The organism is Pseudomonas sp. Z18(2022), from assembly GCF_036346535.1.
Classification (GTDB): Bacteria; Pseudomonadota; Gammaproteobacteria; order Pseudomonadales; family Pseudomonadaceae; genus Aquipseudomonas; species Aquipseudomonas yamanorum_A.
Window position 1 is genome coordinate 186,066 of sequence record NZ_JAOTOA010000004.1, and the last position, 17,063, is coordinate 203,128.

General features: G+C 60.9%; 15 protein-coding genes. All 15 read right to left on the bottom strand.

Features of this window, described 5'->3' with window-relative positions; genetic code table 11:
• Window positions 1–2 precede the first annotated feature (2 nt).
• The 15 genes from fliI to V3W39_RS11725 all read right to left on the bottom strand — a co-directional run bounded on the left by fliI (window position 3) and on the right by V3W39_RS11725 (window position 17,050).
• Window positions 3–1,361: a flagellar protein export ATPase FliI gene (gene fliI, locus V3W39_RS11655; protein WP_087694334.1), complete on the bottom strand. Its 1,359-nt coding sequence runs from the start codon at window positions 1,359–1,361 to the stop codon at window positions 3–5.
• The gene (gene fliH / locus V3W39_RS11660; RefSeq protein WP_177077274.1) at window positions 1,351–2,115 is read right to left on the bottom strand and encodes a flagellar assembly protein FliH; all 765 of its coding nucleotides are present in this window, start codon (window positions 2,113–2,115) and stop codon (window positions 1,351–1,353) included. Before fliH ends, fliI begins: the two co-directional genes overlap by 11 nt.
• Before the next feature lie 10 nt (window positions 2,116–2,125).
• Window positions 2,126–3,145 carry a flagellar motor switch protein FliG gene (gene fliG, locus V3W39_RS11665; RefSeq protein WP_177043031.1) on the bottom strand — a complete coding sequence of 340 codons (1,020 nt, stop codon included), beginning with the start codon at window positions 3,143–3,145 and terminating at the stop codon, window positions 2,126–2,128.
• A complete protein-coding gene (fliF, locus tag V3W39_RS11670) occupies window positions 3,138–4,913 on the bottom strand; it encodes a flagellar basal-body MS-ring/collar protein FliF (protein ID WP_010166051.1) in 1,776 nt (591 codons plus the stop codon). Before fliF ends, fliG begins: the two co-directional genes overlap by 8 nt.
• Window positions 4,914–4,927: 14 nt before the next feature.
• On the bottom strand, window positions 4,928–5,260 hold the full coding sequence (fliE, locus tag V3W39_RS11675; protein ID WP_010166049.1) for a flagellar hook-basal body complex protein FliE: 333 nt from the start codon (window positions 5,258–5,260) through the stop codon (window positions 4,928–4,930).
• A 129-nt stretch (window positions 5,261–5,389) separates the two neighbouring features.
• The gene (locus V3W39_RS11680) at window positions 5,390–6,772 is read right to left on the bottom strand and encodes a sigma-54-dependent transcriptional regulator (protein ID WP_177043030.1); all 1,383 of its coding nucleotides are present in this window, start codon (window positions 6,770–6,772) and stop codon (window positions 5,390–5,392) included.
• A 6-nt stretch (window positions 6,773–6,778) separates the two neighbouring features.
• Entirely contained in the window at window positions 6,779–7,990 is a 1,212-nt protein-coding gene (locus V3W39_RS11685; protein WP_259196046.1) for a sensor histidine kinase, read from the bottom strand.
• A gap of 110 nt (window positions 7,991–8,100) precedes the next feature.
• Window positions 8,101–9,576 carry a sigma-54 dependent transcriptional regulator gene (locus V3W39_RS11690; protein ID WP_177043028.1) on the bottom strand — a complete coding sequence of 492 codons (1,476 nt, stop codon included), beginning with the start codon at window positions 9,574–9,576 and terminating at the stop codon, window positions 8,101–8,103.
• A gap of 170 nt (window positions 9,577–9,746) precedes the next feature.
• On the bottom strand, window positions 9,747–10,043 hold the full coding sequence (locus V3W39_RS11695) for a flagellar protein FliT (protein WP_259195953.1): 297 nt from the start codon (window positions 10,041–10,043) through the stop codon (window positions 9,747–9,749).
• A 24-nt stretch (window positions 10,044–10,067) separates the two neighbouring features.
• Window positions 10,068–10,457, bottom strand: coding sequence for a flagellar export chaperone FliS (gene fliS / locus V3W39_RS11700; RefSeq protein ID WP_026077955.1), 390 nt, complete (start codon window positions 10,455–10,457; stop codon window positions 10,068–10,070).
• A gap of 143 nt (window positions 10,458–10,600) precedes the next feature.
• Window positions 10,601–11,998 (bottom strand): flagellar filament capping protein FliD, encoded by a 1,398-nt coding sequence (gene fliD, locus V3W39_RS11705; protein ID WP_259195954.1) that lies wholly within the window; start codon window positions 11,996–11,998, stop codon window positions 10,601–10,603.
• 80 nt (window positions 11,999–12,078) lie between these two features.
• A complete protein-coding gene (locus V3W39_RS11710) occupies window positions 12,079–12,441 on the bottom strand; it encodes a flagellar protein FlaG (RefSeq protein WP_259195955.1) in 363 nt (120 codons plus the stop codon).
• Between the two features lie 75 nt (window positions 12,442–12,516).
• Window positions 12,517–13,965 carry a flagellin N-terminal helical domain-containing protein gene (locus V3W39_RS11715; protein ID WP_259195956.1) on the bottom strand — a complete coding sequence of 483 codons (1,449 nt, stop codon included), beginning with the start codon at window positions 13,963–13,965 and terminating at the stop codon, window positions 12,517–12,519.
• A gap of 268 nt (window positions 13,966–14,233) precedes the next feature.
• A complete protein-coding gene (locus V3W39_RS11720) occupies window positions 14,234–15,163 on the bottom strand; it encodes a ketoacyl-ACP synthase III (protein ID WP_003214601.1) in 930 nt (309 codons plus the stop codon).
• A 303-nt stretch (window positions 15,164–15,466) separates the two neighbouring features.
• On the bottom strand, window positions 15,467–17,050 hold the full coding sequence (locus V3W39_RS11725; RefSeq protein WP_330212668.1) for a flagellar hook-associated protein 3: 1,584 nt from the start codon (window positions 17,048–17,050) through the stop codon (window positions 15,467–15,469).
• Window positions 17,051–17,063 lie beyond the last annotated feature (13 nt).

Here is a 17,063-nt window from a genome sequence, read left to right on the forward strand (position 1 = left end):
GCTTATCCGCCCGGCGCCGGCGCGAAGATGGTGCCCAGGTGCGCCTCGCTTTCACCCATGCTGATCTTGTCGTTGAGCCCCTGGCGCAGGTAGGTCACCAGTTGCGGTTGCAAGGCGATCGCAAGATCAGTCTCGCGATCACCGCCGGCCACGTAGGCGCCCACGCTGATCAGGTCGCGGCTCTGTTGATAGCGCGACCACAGCTGCTTGAACTGCTGCGCGCGCATCATGTGCTCAGGGGTGACCACCGACGGCATCACCCGGCTGATGGAGGCTTCGATGTCGATGGCCGGGTAGTGTCCTTCCTCGGCCAAGCGCCGGGACAGCACGATGTGCCCGTCGAGTACGCCCCGCGCCGAGTCGGCAATCGGGTCTTGCTGGTCATCGCCTTCCGACAGCACGGTGTAGAACGCGGTGATCGAACCCCCACCGGCCTCGGCATTACCGGCGCGCTCCACCAACTTGGGCAGCTTGGCGAACACCGACGGCGGATAGCCCTTGGTGGCCGGCGGCTCGCCGATGGCCAGGGCGATTTCCCGCTGGGCCTGGGCGAAACGGGTCAGGGAGTCCATCAGCAACAGGACGTTCTTGCCCTTGTCGCGAAAATATTCGGCGATGCGTGTGCAGTACATCGCGGCACGCAGGCGCATCAGCGGCGCGTCATCCGCCGGTGAGGCGACCACGACAGAACGCTTGAGGCCTTCTTCGCCCAGGCTGTGCTCGATGAATTCCTTCACCTCGCGGCCCCGCTCGCCGATCAGCCCTACCACGATGATGTCGGCCTCGGTAAAGCGCGTCATCATGCCCAGCAACACTGACTTACCCACGCCGGTACCGGCGAACAGGCCCAGGCGCTGGCCGCGACCCACCGTCAATAAACCGTTGATGCTGCGAATGCCCACGTCCAGCGGCACGCTGATAGGGTTGCGCTTGAGCGGGTTGATGGTCGGGCCGTCCATGGGCACCCAGTCTTCGGCCTTCATCCCGCCCTTGCCGTCGAGGGCGCGACCGGCGCCATCCAGCACGCGGCCGAGCATGCTCATGCCCATGGGCAGGCGGCCGGTGTCGGCCAGTGGCACCACACGGGCACCGGGGGCAATCCCGGCAACACTGCCGACGGGCATCAGGAATACTTTGCTGCCGGAGAAGCCCATCACTTCGGCTTCGACCTGCACCGGGTGGTAGCTGTCGTCGTTGATCACCATGCAGCGGCTGCCCATGGCGGCGCGCAGGCCTTCGGCTTCCAGGGTCAGGCCGACCATGCGCAGCAGGCGGCCCTCCAGGATCGGCTGGCCCGGCAACTCGGTGACTTCGGCATAGCCACCCAGGCGCTTGGCGAAGCTGGTGCGATCAAGGCGCATCGGGGGTGTCCAGTTCGACGCTCAAGTCCGGCTCTGCGGGGTGCAGCGCCTGCTCGTGCAACTGGTCGAACAGCTTGGCCATGATCTGAGTGATGCGCGTCTCTACCGTGGCGTCGATGCGGCTGTGTTCGGTCTCCACCCGGCAACCACCGGGCAGCAGCGCGGCGTCTTCGACGATGCGCCAGGTTTCTTCATGGCGCTCGCGCAGGGCTTTGACCTGTTCGAAATCCTGGGGGTTGATGTACAGCCGCACGTTGCCGACGCCCAGGGGCAGCAGCTTGAGCGCTTCGCGCATCACACCTTCGATTTGCGTGGAGTCCAGGGCCAGCTCGCGCTGGATCACCTGGCGGGTGATGTGCTCCACCAGCCCGACCATGGCTTTTTCGATCTGCGAATCCTGCTCGGCAATCGGATCGAACAGGCTGCCCATCAGGGTTTCCAGGCTGGCGAGCTTGACGCTGAGCGCCGCCTCGGCTTCCTGGCGGACCTTCAGCGTGGTGCTGCGAAAACCGTCTTTCTCGCCGGTGGAAAAGCCTTCGTTGTAGGCTTCCTGGCGAATGCTTTCCAGCTCTTCCAGGGTCAGTGGCTGGACTTCTTCCAGCGGCACCTCTTCCATCTCGGCCGGGGGCTCTTCTACCGGCTCGGGCTCAGGCTCCGGGCGATGCGGGTCGAAACTGGGCAGCGACCAGACGTCGAACCCTCCGACGTCCCGTGCGCGAATCAGATCGCTGGGCGTCTCATCTTTGTTCGACATGCGCGGCGCCTTAAATCATTTCTTCGCCGCCCTTCCCGCCGAGAACGATTTCTCCGGCTTCGGCCATACGGCGGGCAATGGTGAGGATTTCTTTCTGCGCGGTTTCCACGTCGCTGACGCGCACCGGGCCCTTGGCCTCGAGGTCGTCGCGCAGCAGTTCGGAAGCCCGCTTGGACATGTTCTTGAAGATCTTTTCCTTGACGCCTTCATCGGAGCCTTTGAGGGCCAGCACCAGCACGTCGGAGGAGACCTCGCGCAGCAACGCCTGGATGCCACGGTCGTCGACATCGGAGAGGTTGTTGAACACGAACATCAGGTCTTCGATCTGCACCGACAGGCTGTCGTCGATCTCGCGGATCGAGTCCATCAACTGGCCTTCTACCGAGCTGTCGAGGAAGTTCATGATGTCGGCCGCACGCTTGATGCCGCCCAACGTGGTACGCGAAGCGTTGGAATTGCCCGAGAACTGCTTCTCGAGAATCGTGTTCAGTTCTTTCAAGGCCGCCGGCTGCACAGTGTTCAGCGACGAAACGCGCAGGATGATGTCCAGGCGCACCTTGTGGTCGAAATGGCCAAGCACTTCACCGGCCTGGTCGGGGTCGAGATACGCCACCACGATCGCCTGGATCTGCGGGTGTTCGTAGCGGATCACGTCGGCCACGGCCCGCGGTTCCATCCATTTGAGGCTGTCGAGGCCGCTGGTGTTGCCACCCAGCAGGATGCGGTCGATCAGGCCGTTGGCCTTGTCTTCGCCCAGGGCCGAGGTGAGCATCTTGCGAATGTAGCTGTCGGAGCCGACGCCCAGGCTGGTCTGGTCGCCGACGATCTCGACGAACTCACTCATCACCTGCTCGACCTGCTCGCGGTGCACATTGCGCATCTGCGCCATGGCCACGCCTACCCGCTGAACCTCTTTGGGGCCCATATGACGCAGCACTTGGGCTGCATCGGTTTCCCCAAGGGACAGCAACAGCACGGCGGCTTTGTCGACCCGGGAGAGTTTGGCTACGGCGACTCGAGCATCACTCATCTGCGTTAATCCACTCTTTCACGACCTGGGCCACACGACCCGGGTCTTCGGCCACCAGGCTCTTGATTGCGTTCAACTGAGCGTCATAACCCTCGCTCGGGCTCGGCAACAGAATGCTTTGCGGGCCACCAAGGCTTACGCGGTCGTTGGCCAGTTCGCCATCGAGACCACCCATGCCACCCAACTCGACGTCGCCACCGGCCAGGGCCAGCTGTTTTTTGCCATGGCCGGTGATGTTGTTGAGTACCGGACGCAGCACGCCGAACACCAGCACCAGGATAAACAGCACACCCAGCACTTGCTTGACGATGTCCCAGAACCACGGCTGAGTATAGAACGCTGCCTCGGCGATGACTTCGCCACGCTCGGCGGAGAACGGCATGTTGATCACGCTGACGCTGTCGCCACGGCTGGCATCGAAGCCCACCGCGTCCTGTACCAGGCGAGTGAAGCGCGCCAATTCATCGGCGCTCCACGGTGCACGGGTGACGGCGCCGTCAGCGGCGTTGACCTTGACCTGGTCATCCACCACCACCGACACCGACAGGCGATTGATCCGGCCCTGTTGCTGTTTGGTGTGGCTGATGGAACGGTCAAGTTCGAAGTTCTTGGTGGATTGTTGACGCTTGTCGGCCGGGTACGGCGCCAGCATCGGCTGGCCGGTGGCCGGGTCCATGATCTGCTGGCCGTTGGCGTCCAGCAGCGGCTGGCCAGGTTGCACTGCGCCTGCGGTAGCGGCAGCGCCACCGGTGGTTTGCGGGGCGGTAGCCGGGGTTGGCGGCTGGTTGCTCAGGGCACCCGGCACGCCTTGCGGGCCATTGCTGGCGGTGCGTTGTTCGGTGGTCGACTGCTCGCTGCGCAGGGCCGGCTGGTCCGGGTTGAACTGCTCGGAGGTCGATTCGACCGCGCTGAAATCCACGTCGGCCGACACTTCAGCCTTGTAGCGATCATTACCCAACACCGGTTGCAGGATGTTGTGCACGCGCTGGGTCAGCATGCTTTCCATGCGACGGCTGTAGTCGAACTGCTTGCCGGCCATGGTCAGCGAAGAGTTCTCTGCCATGTCGGACAGCAGGTTGCCCTTCTGGTCGACCACGGTGATTTGCGACTTGCTCAATTCGGGAACGCTGGTGGCCACCAGGTTGATGATCGCCAATACCTGGCCAGGCTCCAGGGAGCGGCCGGCAAACAGTTCCACCAGTACCGAGGCGCTGGGCTTGCGCTCGTCGCGCACAAACACCGAGCTTTTCGGAATCGCCAGGTGCACGCGGGCGCCCTTGACGTTGTTCAACGCGGAAATAGTACGCGCCAGTTCGCCTTCCAGGCCGCGACGGTAGCGGGTGGCTTCCATGAACTGGCTGGTGCCCAGGCCCTGGTCCTTGTCGAGGATCTCAAAGCCGATATTGGCGTCGGACGGGGTGACACCGGCTGCCGCCAGTTTCATCCGCGCCCGAGCCACGTCATCAGCCTTGACCAACAGGGCGCCGGAATTCGGTTCGACGGTGTAGGCAATATCTGCTGCCGCCAGGGTTTCCATGATCTGCTTGGAATCCATGCCCGCCAGGCTACCGTACAACGGGCGGTAATCCGGTTGCTGGGACCACAGCACCACGGCAAAACCAATCGCCACGCTGGCAGCCAGGCCGACCATCAGGCCCACCTGACGCAGCATGGTCATCTCGGAGAGGTTTTCCAGGAACGACAGGCCAAACAGCGGCGGCTTGCCGTCTGCCTTGGCGGGTGCGTTATCCACGACTGCTTCTGCCATGACTCAAATCGTCCTTAAACCGGCATCTGCATGATGTCTTGATAGGCTTGAACCAGCTTGTTGCGCACCTGGGTCAAGGCCTGGAATGAAACGCTGGCTTTTTGCGAGGCGACCATCACGTCGGTGAGGTCCACGCCGCTTTTGCCGATCTCGAAGGCAGTCGCCAACTGATTGGAAGCCTGCTGGGTATCGCTGACCTTGTTGATGGCCTGGCCGAGCATGTCGGCAAAGCTGCTCTGGCCCAATTCCGGTACGGCTTGCGCGGCGGATTTCGGTTGAGACATGGCATCCATTTGCATGGACCGCATATCCAACATCAACCGATTGAATTCAACACCTTGGCTCATGAACGTTCTCTCCGACGACCCGCAATTTTTTGACACTACGCAACGGTTACTGGGGTGGTAGCAACAAGGGTGCCAGCTCCGTGGCAATTCGTAAGAAAAGGCGACTAACCCTGTCGGCTTCGAGAATTCTCAAGTGGCGTAAAGATAGGCTTCCACGTCCATCCCGGCATCGCGCATCTGTGCCAGCTTGTAGCGCAAGGTGCGCGGGCTGATGCCCAGGCGCTCGGCGGCCTCTTTGCGGCGGCCGCGCTCGGAGCGCAGCGTGTCGATGATCATCTGGAATTCGCGGCGGCGCAGGTCGTCGCCCAAGGCACCGGCGGACTCGGCAGGCACGGCCTCAACGTGCGGCGCGGTCGCCAGCGTGGGGAGCGGCGCGCCGCCTGTGCCCATGGCCAGGCAGAAATCCTGAGGCTGGATCAAACCGCCCTGCTGCAAAATCAACGCCCGCTGGATCGCATTGTCCAGTTCCCGCACATTGCCGGGCCATGGGTAGCTGACCAGGCAGGCCTGGGCGTCGGCCGAGAGGCGCGCCTGGGCATGCTTCATTTTATTGACGTGCTTGCTCAGCAGGCGCTCGGCCAGCGGGATGATGTCGGCCGGGCGCTCGCGCAACGGGCGCCAGGCCAGCGGGAACACCGAGAGCCGGTAGAACAGATCCTCACGGAAGCGCCCCGCCGCCACTTCGCCCGCCAGGTCGCGGTTGGTGGTGGCAACCACGCGGATGTCCAGCTGGATCGGCTTGCGCGCGCCCACCCGCTCCACTTCGCGCTCCTGCAATACCCGAAGCAATTTGGCTTGCAGGCCCAAGGGCATTTCGGAAATTTCGTCCAGCAGGATGGTGCCGCCGTCCGCCTGTTCGAACTTGCCGGCCTGGGCCGCGATGGCGCCGGTGAACGAGCCCTTTTCATGGCCGAACAAAGTGGCTTCGAGCATGTTGTCGGGGATGGCCGCGCAGTTGATCGCAATGAACGGCTGGCTGGCACGGTGGGATTGCTGGTGAATGTAGCGCGCCAGCACTTCCTTGCCGGTGCCGGATTCGCCGGAGATCAACACCGTGGAATCGCTGCGGGCGACACGGGCCGCCAGCTCCAACAGTTGCGCACTGGCCGGTTCGAAGGCGATCGGGCCTTCGCCGTCGGCAACGCCCAGGGTGCCCAGGGCATGCCGGGTAACCAGTTCGATCAAGGCTTTGGGCTCGAAGGGTTTGACCAGATAATCCGCGGCGCCCTGGCGCATCGCGTCGACGGCACGCTCTACGGCGCCGTGGGCGGTCATCAACAGCACCGGCAATTGCGGCTGGCGTGCACGCAACAGGCCGAGCAACTGGTGGCCATCCATGCCCGGCATGTTCACGTCACTGACCACCAGGCTGAAGGACTCCTGCTCTACCGCGTCCAAGGCCTCTTCGGCAGAACCGACCGCCCGGTAGTCATGGCCCGCCAGCAACAGCGTGTCAGCCAATGCTTCACGCAGGGCGCGATCGTCTTCAACCAATAGAACCTTGATAGCCATGACCTTTTACTCCGCGCCGACAGCGCATGAAAACAGCGGCAGCGTGATCATCGCGCACGTGCCGCGACCCAACCGGGAACGCAGCTGCAATTCTCCCTGATGTGCACGGGCGACGGCCTTGACCACGGTCAGGCCCAGGCCGGTACCGTTGGTTTTGGTGGTGAAAAAAGGCTCGCCCAGGCGTTGCAGCACCACCGGATCAATCCCGCTACCGCTGTCGCTGATACCCAGGCGCAGGGTGTCGCCGCGGTTATACAGGTGCACTTTGAGCCGCGCCCCGGGGCCACTGGCTTGGGTCGCGTTTTCGATCAGGTTGAGCAGCGCGCCCACCAGGGTGTCGCGGTTGCACAGCAACTCGCCGTGATGGCTGTCGCACTGCCAACGGACTGACGCTTCCTGGATGTGGGTGGCGGCAGCAGCTTGCAGCGATTGCATCAACGCGGCCGGGGTGACGCGGTCGGTCAGCGGCAATTCGCCACGGGCAAACACCAGCATGTCGCGAACCTGGTGCTCCAGTTCATGCAGGCGCTCCTTGAGGCGACCGGCAAAACGCTGGTGAGTGGCGACCGGCAATTGCTCATCAGTCAAATGACTGGCGTAAATCAGCGCGGCGGACAACGGCGTACGAATCTGATGCGCCAGAGAAGCAACCATCCGCCCCAGCGATGACAAGCGCTCATGGCGTGCCAGTTGGTCTTGCAGGTGACGGGTTTCGGTCAGGTCGTTGAGCAGCACCAACTGGCCGGGCTCGGCATCCAGGGAGCGGGTGGCGATGGACAGGCGGCGCCCGTCCTTGAGGGAGATTTCGTGGCCGTCGTCTTCTCGCGGCGCGAAGCAGCGGGTGATGACCTCACGCCACAACTCGCCTTCCAGCGGCAGGCCCAGCATGTCGCAGGCTGCCGGGTTGGCTTCGCGCACGCGGCCCTGGTCGTCGATGACGATGACGCCACCGGGCAACAGGTCGAGGAGGTTTTGCAGACGGTTGGCCAGGCGCTCTTTTTCGGCCAGCTCTTCCATGCGCTGGGCGCTGACCACCGCCAACTCGCCTTTAAGCTCGGACACCCGCGCTTCCAACAGGCTGTAGGAGTCAGTCAACTGGCTGGACATCTGGTTGAACAGGGAAAACGCCTGCTCAAGTCCAAGGCGGCTGATCTGTTCCACGGAGGGGGCAGGCCCCTGGGTGTCGGGGACCGAAGATAGTTGGGCGGCGTGGGGCATCATGCTCTCTCGCTTGGCTGACCGTCAGTTAAACGGAACGTTGCGAGTGCTGTAGCAATACCCGTGCCGAAAAAAAACCGCTGAAAATTCAGCGGTTTGAAAAACAGGCGTCAATCATCCGCCTGTTCATCACCTTCTTTTCGGCTCATGCCGTACTTGCGCATCTTTTCCACCAGGGTGGTACGGCGGATGCGCAGGCGTTCGGCGGCACGGGCGACGATGCCATTGGCGTCGTCGAGCGCCTGCTGGATCAGGCCTTGCTCGAGACTGCCGAGGTAGTCCTTCAAGTCCAGGCCTTCCGGCGGCAGCATGGCGGTTGAACCGAAGTCCGGCGTATGGCCGTTGATGGCCACGCGCTCTTCCAGGTCGCTGCGCAGGCTGTCCACCAACTGCTCGTCTTCGTCGTCGACGTAGCGGAATTTCTTCGGCAGCTCGACCACGCCAATCACCCCGTACGGGTGCATGATCGCCATGCGCTCCACCAGGTTGGCCAGCTCACGGACGTTGCCCGGCCAGCCGTGGCGGCACAGGGACATGATCGCCGCCGAGTTGAAACGGATCGAGCCGCGCTTTTCGTGCTCCATGCGCGAGATCAGTTCGTTCATCAGCAGCGGGATGTCTTCGACGCGCTCGCGCAGGGGCGCCATTTCGATCGGGAATACATTGAGGCGGTAGTACAGGTCTTCGCGGAAGCTGCCGACCTCGATCATGCTTTCGAGGTTTTTGTGGGTGGCGGCAATGATGCGCACGTCGACGCTTTGGGTCTTGTTGCTGCCCACACGCTCGAAGGTACGCTCCTGCAACACCCGCAGCAGCTTGACCTGCATCGGCAGTGGCATGTCGCCGATTTCGTCGAGGAACAGGGTGCCGCCGTTGGCCAGCTCAAAACGCCCGGCACGGCTGGTGATCGCCCCGGTAAAGGCGCCCTTCTCGTGGCCGAACAGTTCGCTTTCCAAAAGCTCTGCCGGGATCGCCCCGCAGTTGACCGGCACAAAGGGCCCGTCGCGACGCTTGGAATGGTAATGCAGGTTGCGCGCGACCACTTCCTTGCCGGTACCGGACTCGCCGAGGATCAGCACGCTGGCGTCGGTGTCGGCCACTTGCTGCATCATCTGGCGCACGTGCTGGATCGCACGGCTGGTGCCGACGAGGCTGCGGAACAGGTTGGGTTCGCGGTGACGGCCGCGCTCGCGGGCCTGGTCGTACATCTCGCGGTACACCTGGGCACGGTGCAGGGAGTCGAGCAATTTGCTGTAGCTGGGGGGCATTTCGAGGGTGGAAAGAACACGGCGGCGCTGATCTTCCGGAAGGTCCACAGAAGAAATATCGCCCATCAGCAACACCGGAAGGAACTCATCCCAGGTTGACAGTGTCTTTAACAAGCCCAGCAATGCGCCAGGAGCGTTTACCGTCCCGATCAGCACACAAATGACTTCACGGCTCGACGACAAAGAGCTGACCGCCTGCTGCCAGTCATGGCTGCCGCAGGGTAGATTTTCTTCGCCAAGAAAATTCAGGATCACCGCCAGGTCGCGGCGCCGAACGCTATCGTCATCGATCAGCAGAATTTTGGTTTCACGCCACATGCAATAGCAACTTCCCTAGTAAAACTTAATGCCCTCGAGTTGGGGCAATCTAGATTGCTGTAGGCATTTTCTGCGCTACGGCTTTCTGACGTCTGAAAATAGCACTAGTTAAGTCAAAAAATCGTGCACAGTCAAATTTATGACGCGCTTTGTTCGGATTAACTGAGCCTTCAGCCGAACAGATGGTAAACCTTTGACGCGCTTTCCGCTCGGTTGATCTGCGACATCTCCTCGAAAATCGCCTGACGCTCCCCGGTCGTCACCTCAAGCAGCTGCTGATACACCGCCAGCAGGCTCTCCAGTTTTTCCCGCAGGGCATCCTCGTCCACCGGCGCGTTCACCAGCGCCTCATCAATCACTGCACGACACCCCAGGTCCAGTTCGCCAATGGCGTCCCAGTTACGTGCGGCCAATGCGTCCATCAAGGCTTCGCGGGTCTCGTCAATCCGTTGCAGGGCGTGACTCATAACATCTTCCTCAGGCCAGCAGGCCTACAGTGTTGCAATACCGTCCCAGCCTTCCTTGAGTGTAATCATCAAGCCGGCCACTTCGTCGATCATCGCGACATCGCTCTTGGTATTGGCTTCGAGCAAACGCGTGGTCATGTAGGCGTACAGGTTATCCAATTGCTGCAAGGCGGCCGGATCATCGGTTTTTTCCGGGTTCAGGCCGTCACGCAAACCAATCAAAATATCGATCGCCTTGCCCAGCAACAGGCCCTTTTGCGCGATATCGCCACGAGCCATGGCGCCCTTGGCCTGGGCCATGCGGTCCAGCGCGCCTTCCATCAGCATTTGAACCAGACGGTGCGGGCTAGCCTCGGAGACCTGGGCATGGGAATTGACCTTCTGGTATTGGCGAAGGGCTCTCATGGGATTCATGTTTCTACCTCGTGACAGGCAACAGCTAAAAAGAATGGGCTCTGACCAATATGTCGACGGCGTCGCAAAAAACTTTAAGCCGGCGGTCTGCTGGAGGTCGCGCCCGCTAAAGCCTTCACTTCAGCGGGCGACCTCACCGAGGATCAGGTGGTCTTGGGATTGTTCAGCGCGTCGAGGGTGGTCATTACGCTGGAGCGTTGAGCGGTGAGCTGTGCCACCAGGCTGTTCATCGTGGTGTATTTGGCCGTCAGGCTGGTCTTCAGGGCGGCCATGCGCGCGGTCAGGGTGTCCTGCTGGTTTTGCAGGTCCTTGAGGTTTGCCGACAGAGTCGAAGAACGTGTAGCCAGGACGCCGGTGTTGGTCACTGCATAGCTGTCGGTCGCGGTTTTCATACGCGCCAGCAGGCCATTGTCACCGTTGAAGATACCGCCGATGTCGGTGGGGTTGGTCAAGATAGCCGCACCGAACAGCTTGTCGTCGATGCTCAGCTTGCCGGTTGTCTGGTCAGTGTTCACGCCAAACTGGGCCAGGGACTTCAGCGTGCCAGTGCCCGCCAATGCGTTCAACTGAGTACGCACGGCGGTCTGCAGGCCGCGCAGGGTGGAATCGCCGGTCAGCGCAGCCGCCGTGGTGGAACCGTCCGCGTTGGTGGTGACGGCGGTCTCCGTGTTCATCGCGGTGATCAAGGCGTTATAGGTGTCGACAAAACCCTTTACCGAACTCTTGAGGGTGTCGGTGCTGCGCGTGACGCTGATGGTCGAGGCTGTCCGATTGGCGTCTCCTGTCTGCCCCGTGGGCAAAGGCGACACGGCAGTCAACTTGATACTCACGCCACTGATCGCTTCGGTCAGGGTATTGCTCTTGGATTCCTGGGCGGTACCGTCGATGGTGTATTTCGCATTGACCGGTGGGCCGTTGACGACCGTAGTGCCGGTTTCCAGGCCGGTATTACCGCCAAGGGTAATGTCCGTGCCGGCGCCGGTATTGGACGACGTCACGACCAGGCGCGAACCGGTGGCGTCAGTCAGGATGTTGGCACTCAGGCCTGCGCTGCTGTATTGCGCGTTGATCGAGTCACGCACTTGTTGCAACGTCGCGCCCGGTGCAACGCTGACCCCATAACTCTGACCCGACTGGGAAATCTCCAGGGTCGTCGCGGTAGAACCTTTATTGACGACGCTATTGGCCCCACCCGCGAACGTCGTGGTAGCAATCTTCGAGGCCGTTGCCAATTGAGTGACCACCAATTGGTAGCTACCCGTGGAGGCACCCGCGCCCAACGTGACGGTGGAAACACTGGCATCCGAGGTCGCTGCCGTCAGGCCGCCGATACTGGCGTCCTTGGCCATGGTGTCCATGGCACCGCGGAACGCATCCAGAGCCGCTTGAATCTTGCCAATCGAGGACAACTGGGCGGTCTGCGTCTGCGTCTGCTTGTTGATCTGCGACTGCTTGGGCGCCTGCTCAGCGTTCACCAAGGCCGTAACGATAGACTGGGTGTCAATGCCCGTGACCGGGCCGCTGACGGATATATCACCCATGATGTTTCTCCTGATACGGGGCTGGCGCTTTCTTGACGGACGGCGCCTCAAGCAGCTACAGCAACAAAATTCATGCCAGCTCAGACTTTGGCGTCAAACAACAAGCTGCTGGCGTCGTGAAGACTTTGTGCGAGTTTCAATGCGGTTTCCGAAGGGATCTGGCGAATGACTTCGCCGCTCTCGGTTGCAATGACTTTGACCACCACCTGATGGGTGGAGTCATCAATGGTGAAATCCAGTTTGCGCTGGGCAGCCTGGACGAATTCTCGAATATCCTTGACGGCCTTTTCCAGGTCATCCGGTTTCGTTTCCTGCTTGGGCTTTACTGCTGCGACGGTTGCGTCGACCTTGGGGGTCTGCGCGTCGGCAGTCACAGGCGCAGGCGCACTCTGTGGCGTTGGGGCAGCAGGATAAGACAGGTTCAACTTGACGCTCATGTCCATGTCCAATCTCCTCATCACGCAAAAGACAAAAGGGCACGTAAACGCGCCCTTCCGTCATTCATCTACCGATGGCTATTACTGAAGCAGCTTCAGTACAGCGGATGGCAGTTGGTTGGCCTGGGACAGGATCGCAGTGGAAGCCTGTTGCAGGGTTTGTTGCTTGGTCAGTTGAGCAGTTTCAGCAGCGTAGTCAACGTCCTGGATCTGACCGCGAGCGGCGCTGGAGTTGTCCGAGATGCTCTGCAGGTTGGCAACGGTGTTGTCGAAACGGTTTTGTACAGCACCGAGGCCGGCACGCTGGGAGTCGATGTCCGAGATCGCCTGGGTGATCACGTCGATCGAGTTCTGTGCGTTGGCAGCAGTGGTGATGTCAGTGTTGTTGACGGTGGTTTTGGTGGAGTTGGCAGCGTTGGTACCGGTTGCTGCGAAGATACCAGCCACACCAGTGCCGCTCAGCGAGTAGCTGCTGGAGGAGTTCAGCGAAACTGCACCAGTGGCGATGATCGGACCAGCGTCCAGAGCAACGGCAGTACCGGCAACACCGCTACCATCCAGGGTCGCAACCTTGATACCGGCAACAGCACCGGCGTCGCCAGCGTTGAAGGTCAGGTTCTCACCGGTATCGGACTTGACCGACAGGGCTTGAGTGGTCGAATCGTAGTTAACGGTGATGCCCAGCTTGGCAGCGTTGGACTTCAGTTGGTCTGCCAGGTCGGAAGCACTGGTCACGCCAGTGAACTGGACCGCAGTACCGGAGCCTACTTTCAGGGTGAAGTTGGCGCTGGCAGGCGTTGCAGCAGCAATGGCAGCGTCGTCAACGGTGAACTGGGCAATGGTGCTGGCAGTTGCAGCCAGGCCACCGACAGCGCCGTTCATTTGAGCAGCAATCTGCTTGGCAGAAGCACTAGGAGCGATGGTTACGGTGGTGCTCTGGCCGCCACCGGTAACGGTGATCGGGCCGCCAACAACGCCAGCAGCGCTTGGCGGAACGCCTACCGATTTCAGTTGCTGCGAACCAATGTTGTTGGCTGCAACGTTACCGATGCTCATGTCGATGGTCTGGTTGGCGTTGGCGCCGACCTGGAACGACGTGGTACCGAAAGAACCGTCCAGCAGGTTCTTGCCACCGAAGGTGGTGGTGGTAGCGATACGGGTCAATTCAGCAGTCAGTGCTGCGTATTGAGCCTGGTTCGACTTACGGTCTTCAGCGCTTGGCGAGCCGTTGGCGGATTGCAGAGCCAGGGTACGCATGCTTTGCAGGATGTTGGTGGACTGCTGCATGGCGCCTTCAGCGGTCTGAGCAATCGAGCTGCCGTCGTTGGCGTTTTTGATTGCAACGCCCAGGCCGTTGATCTGGCTGGTCAGACGGTTGGAGATTTGCAGGCCGGCCGCATCGTCTTTGGCGCTGTTGATACGCAGGCCGGAAGACAGACGCTGCATGGAGGTTTGCAGGGCGCCGGAAGCCTTGTTCAGGTTGTTCTGAACGTTCAACGAAGCAAGGTTAGTGTTTACTGTTAAAGCCATGACGAAATCCTCGTGGGGTTGTTTACTGCGGCTTCCGGCCCTGGCAACCGCCGGGTGTGGCCTAGAGAACCTTCGTAATAGTTATCGTCGTGAAAGCAGGTTGCTTGAGGACTTTTTTGATTTTTTTTACTAGCACCGTGCCACCCCTTTTAATTCAAGCATTTACGATAGCCCAAACCCCAGCAAATGCTGGGTTTTCTGGCGCCAAATAAAAAACGCCCATGATCTTTCGATCATGGGCGTTTTTGTGTGCAGCGCCTTTAAAGCTTCAAGGGCGGTGCAGAATCGCCGAACCCCAGGACAAGCCCACACCAAAACCACTGATGGCTACGCGCTTCCAGGTGGAGTCGAGCATGTGCTTTTCAAGCAGGAGCGGAATGCTCGACGACACCGTGTTGCCGGTCTCGACCATATCCTTGATGAACTTGTCCACCGGTGCATCTTCGAAACGCCGGGCCACGGCGTCGACAATCGCCGCGCTGCCCTGGTGAATGCAGAAGGCGTCAATCTCGTCAGCCTTGAGGTCCGATTCGTTGAGCAGCTCGTGCAAATGCGCCGGCACCTTGAGCAAGGCGAAGTTGAACACCTGGCGGCCGTTCATGAAGAACACACCGTCGCTGACCTTCAGGTGCGGCGCACCGGAACCGTCTGTGCCGAACTTGGACTTGCCCAACTGCCAGGGCGCATCTTCACCCATCCAGGTGGCGGTTGCGGCATCGCCGAACAGCATGGTGGTGTTGCGATCTTCCGGGTCGACGATCTTCGAGTACGGGTCGGCAGTCACCAACAGGCCGTTTTTCAGGCCGGTGGCTTCCATGAAGCCCTTCATCGCATAGATGCCGTAGACGTAGCCCGAGCAGCCCAGGGAAATATCAAAGGCCGCCACGTGCGTCGGCAGGCCCAGTTTGTCCTGGACGATGGCCGCGGTGTGAGGCAAACCCTCTTCGTCGCCGTTCTGGGTAACGACGATCAGCGCGTCAATGGATTCGCGCTTCAAATCGGGGTTGTTGGCAAACAAGGCGTTGACCGCCTCGACGCACAGATCGGAGGTTTCCTGCGCGGCATCCTTGCGCGGCAGGAACGCCGACCCGATCTTGCCAATGATGAACTCTTCATCCTTGGCGAATTTGGCACCCTGGGCGTAGTTATCGATCCCGTCTGCCGGCACGTAACTGGCGATGCTTTTTATGCCAATCATTGTGGCTTCCCAATACTAAATAGCTGGAGAACACCCCGCGAAACACGTCGCCGGGCGCTGACAATAATGGGGATAACCCCGCAAAAAACTCGCCGAAAACCGCCTTTATACCTTGGCGGCAGGCCCTCGCAGAGACCTGGCGACGACCTATCCTTTTCACACGATACAGTGAAGATGCGCTTTATGACTCACAGGTCACTCAATTTTCTGCGCTTTGTGCGAAACACGGAGACATACAAGCCCCAAAAACAACAACGGCCCACCCCGTTTCCAGGGTGAGCCGCCGGGTGCCGCCGCCGAAAATCACATCTTGCTGAACAGGCTCAGTTGGGAGATTTTCACGAATGCCAGTTGCGAAGCCTGCAGCATGGTCTGCTGCAAGGTCAGGTCAATGGCGGCCTGCCCCATATCAACGTTCGCCAGCGACGACATGGTGGAGGTATTGGCCAGGCCCAGGCTGGTGTTTTCCGTGTCCTGTATATCGATCGCATTCTGGCGCGCACCAATGGAGCCGCGCACCTGGTCGATCTGCGCCGAAGCGTTGCCCAGGTTGCCAATGCTGGTGGCGACCACGTCCTTGAGGTTGTTCAAGGCGACCGGGTTGCCGTCTGCCGGGGTTTCCAGGGCCTTGCGCAACTGGCTCAAGGTGTCCAGGGCATTCATGTTCTTGTTGCTGGTGGCACCGACCGAGAACTGGTCACCGGCGCCCGGCGTGCCGCTCACCCCAAAGGTCACGCCGGCCGTGGTGATCGACGTCGCGCCGGCCGCCATGGTCCCGGAGGCAATGGCCTTGCTGTTGGCGCTGTACGGCTGGGCGAACACCTGGTAATCGGTGCCGCTGGTGAACCGGATCACCGCTCCCGAGTTGGGAAAGGTGTTGGTATACGCCGCCTGGTCCGTGACGCTGCCACCGGTCAGTTGCGCGGTGGACGCATTGCTGGCCGTGCGCGAGACACTGAAGCTGTCCGGCTTGGTTGCCAGGCTGAATTCCTTGCCTGCCACCAGCGCATCAGAAGCCGCGCCCGGCGCAACGTCCTTGCCCAGGTTCAGCCGAATGTCGAACGTGACGCCCCGCAGGCTGATGCTGGAGGAGCCTTCCTTGGTGGAGTCGAACGTACCGTTGCCGGTGATCTCCGACGTGACATCGTTGCCGTCCTTGTCGGTCACGCTGTACTGGGTGCTGCTGGCGAAGGTCAGCTTATACGGCTGGCCATCGGAAAAGCTCTTGGCAAACGTCGTACTGGAGGTGATCAGGCCCGCCGAGATGCCCACCGTGCCGTCATTCACGGCAGGCGGCAGCAACGTGGCCTGGGTGCGACCGGTGTTGGATGAACTCTCAAGCAGCGCCTTGCCGGTATCGCCCATGGAGATCGACAGGTTGTTCGAAATCTGCAGGCTCAGGGGCGTCTCGTCACCCTGGTAGCTGTAGGTGCCATCGTTGTTGCGAGTGTACGGCGGCGTATCGGTCTTGGCACCGGAGAACATGTAGTTGCCGCTGGAGTCCTTGGAGTTGAGCAAACCCAGCACCTGGTCCTCAAGCGCGCCGACCTGGGCGGCAAGCGCCTTGCGATCGTCATCGCTCTTGCCGATGTTACCGGCCTGCTGCGCCAACCCCTGGGCTGTCTGCAGCGCGGTATTGATGCTTTGCAGCACACTTTCTTCGTTGGTCAGCGAGTTATTCAAGGTGGTGATGTTGGTGTTGTACTGCCCCAGCATGTCTTTCTGCTGTTGCAACATCAGCAACTGGGCGGCGGCCACCGGATCATCCGCGGCCGTCTGCACCCGAACCCCGGAACTCGCCTGGTCCTGGGCCTTCACCACGCTCGAATAGTTATCCTGATACTTGCTGGAGCTGGTGTCGTAATACTGCTGTGTCGAAATACGCATCGTCCCAGACTCC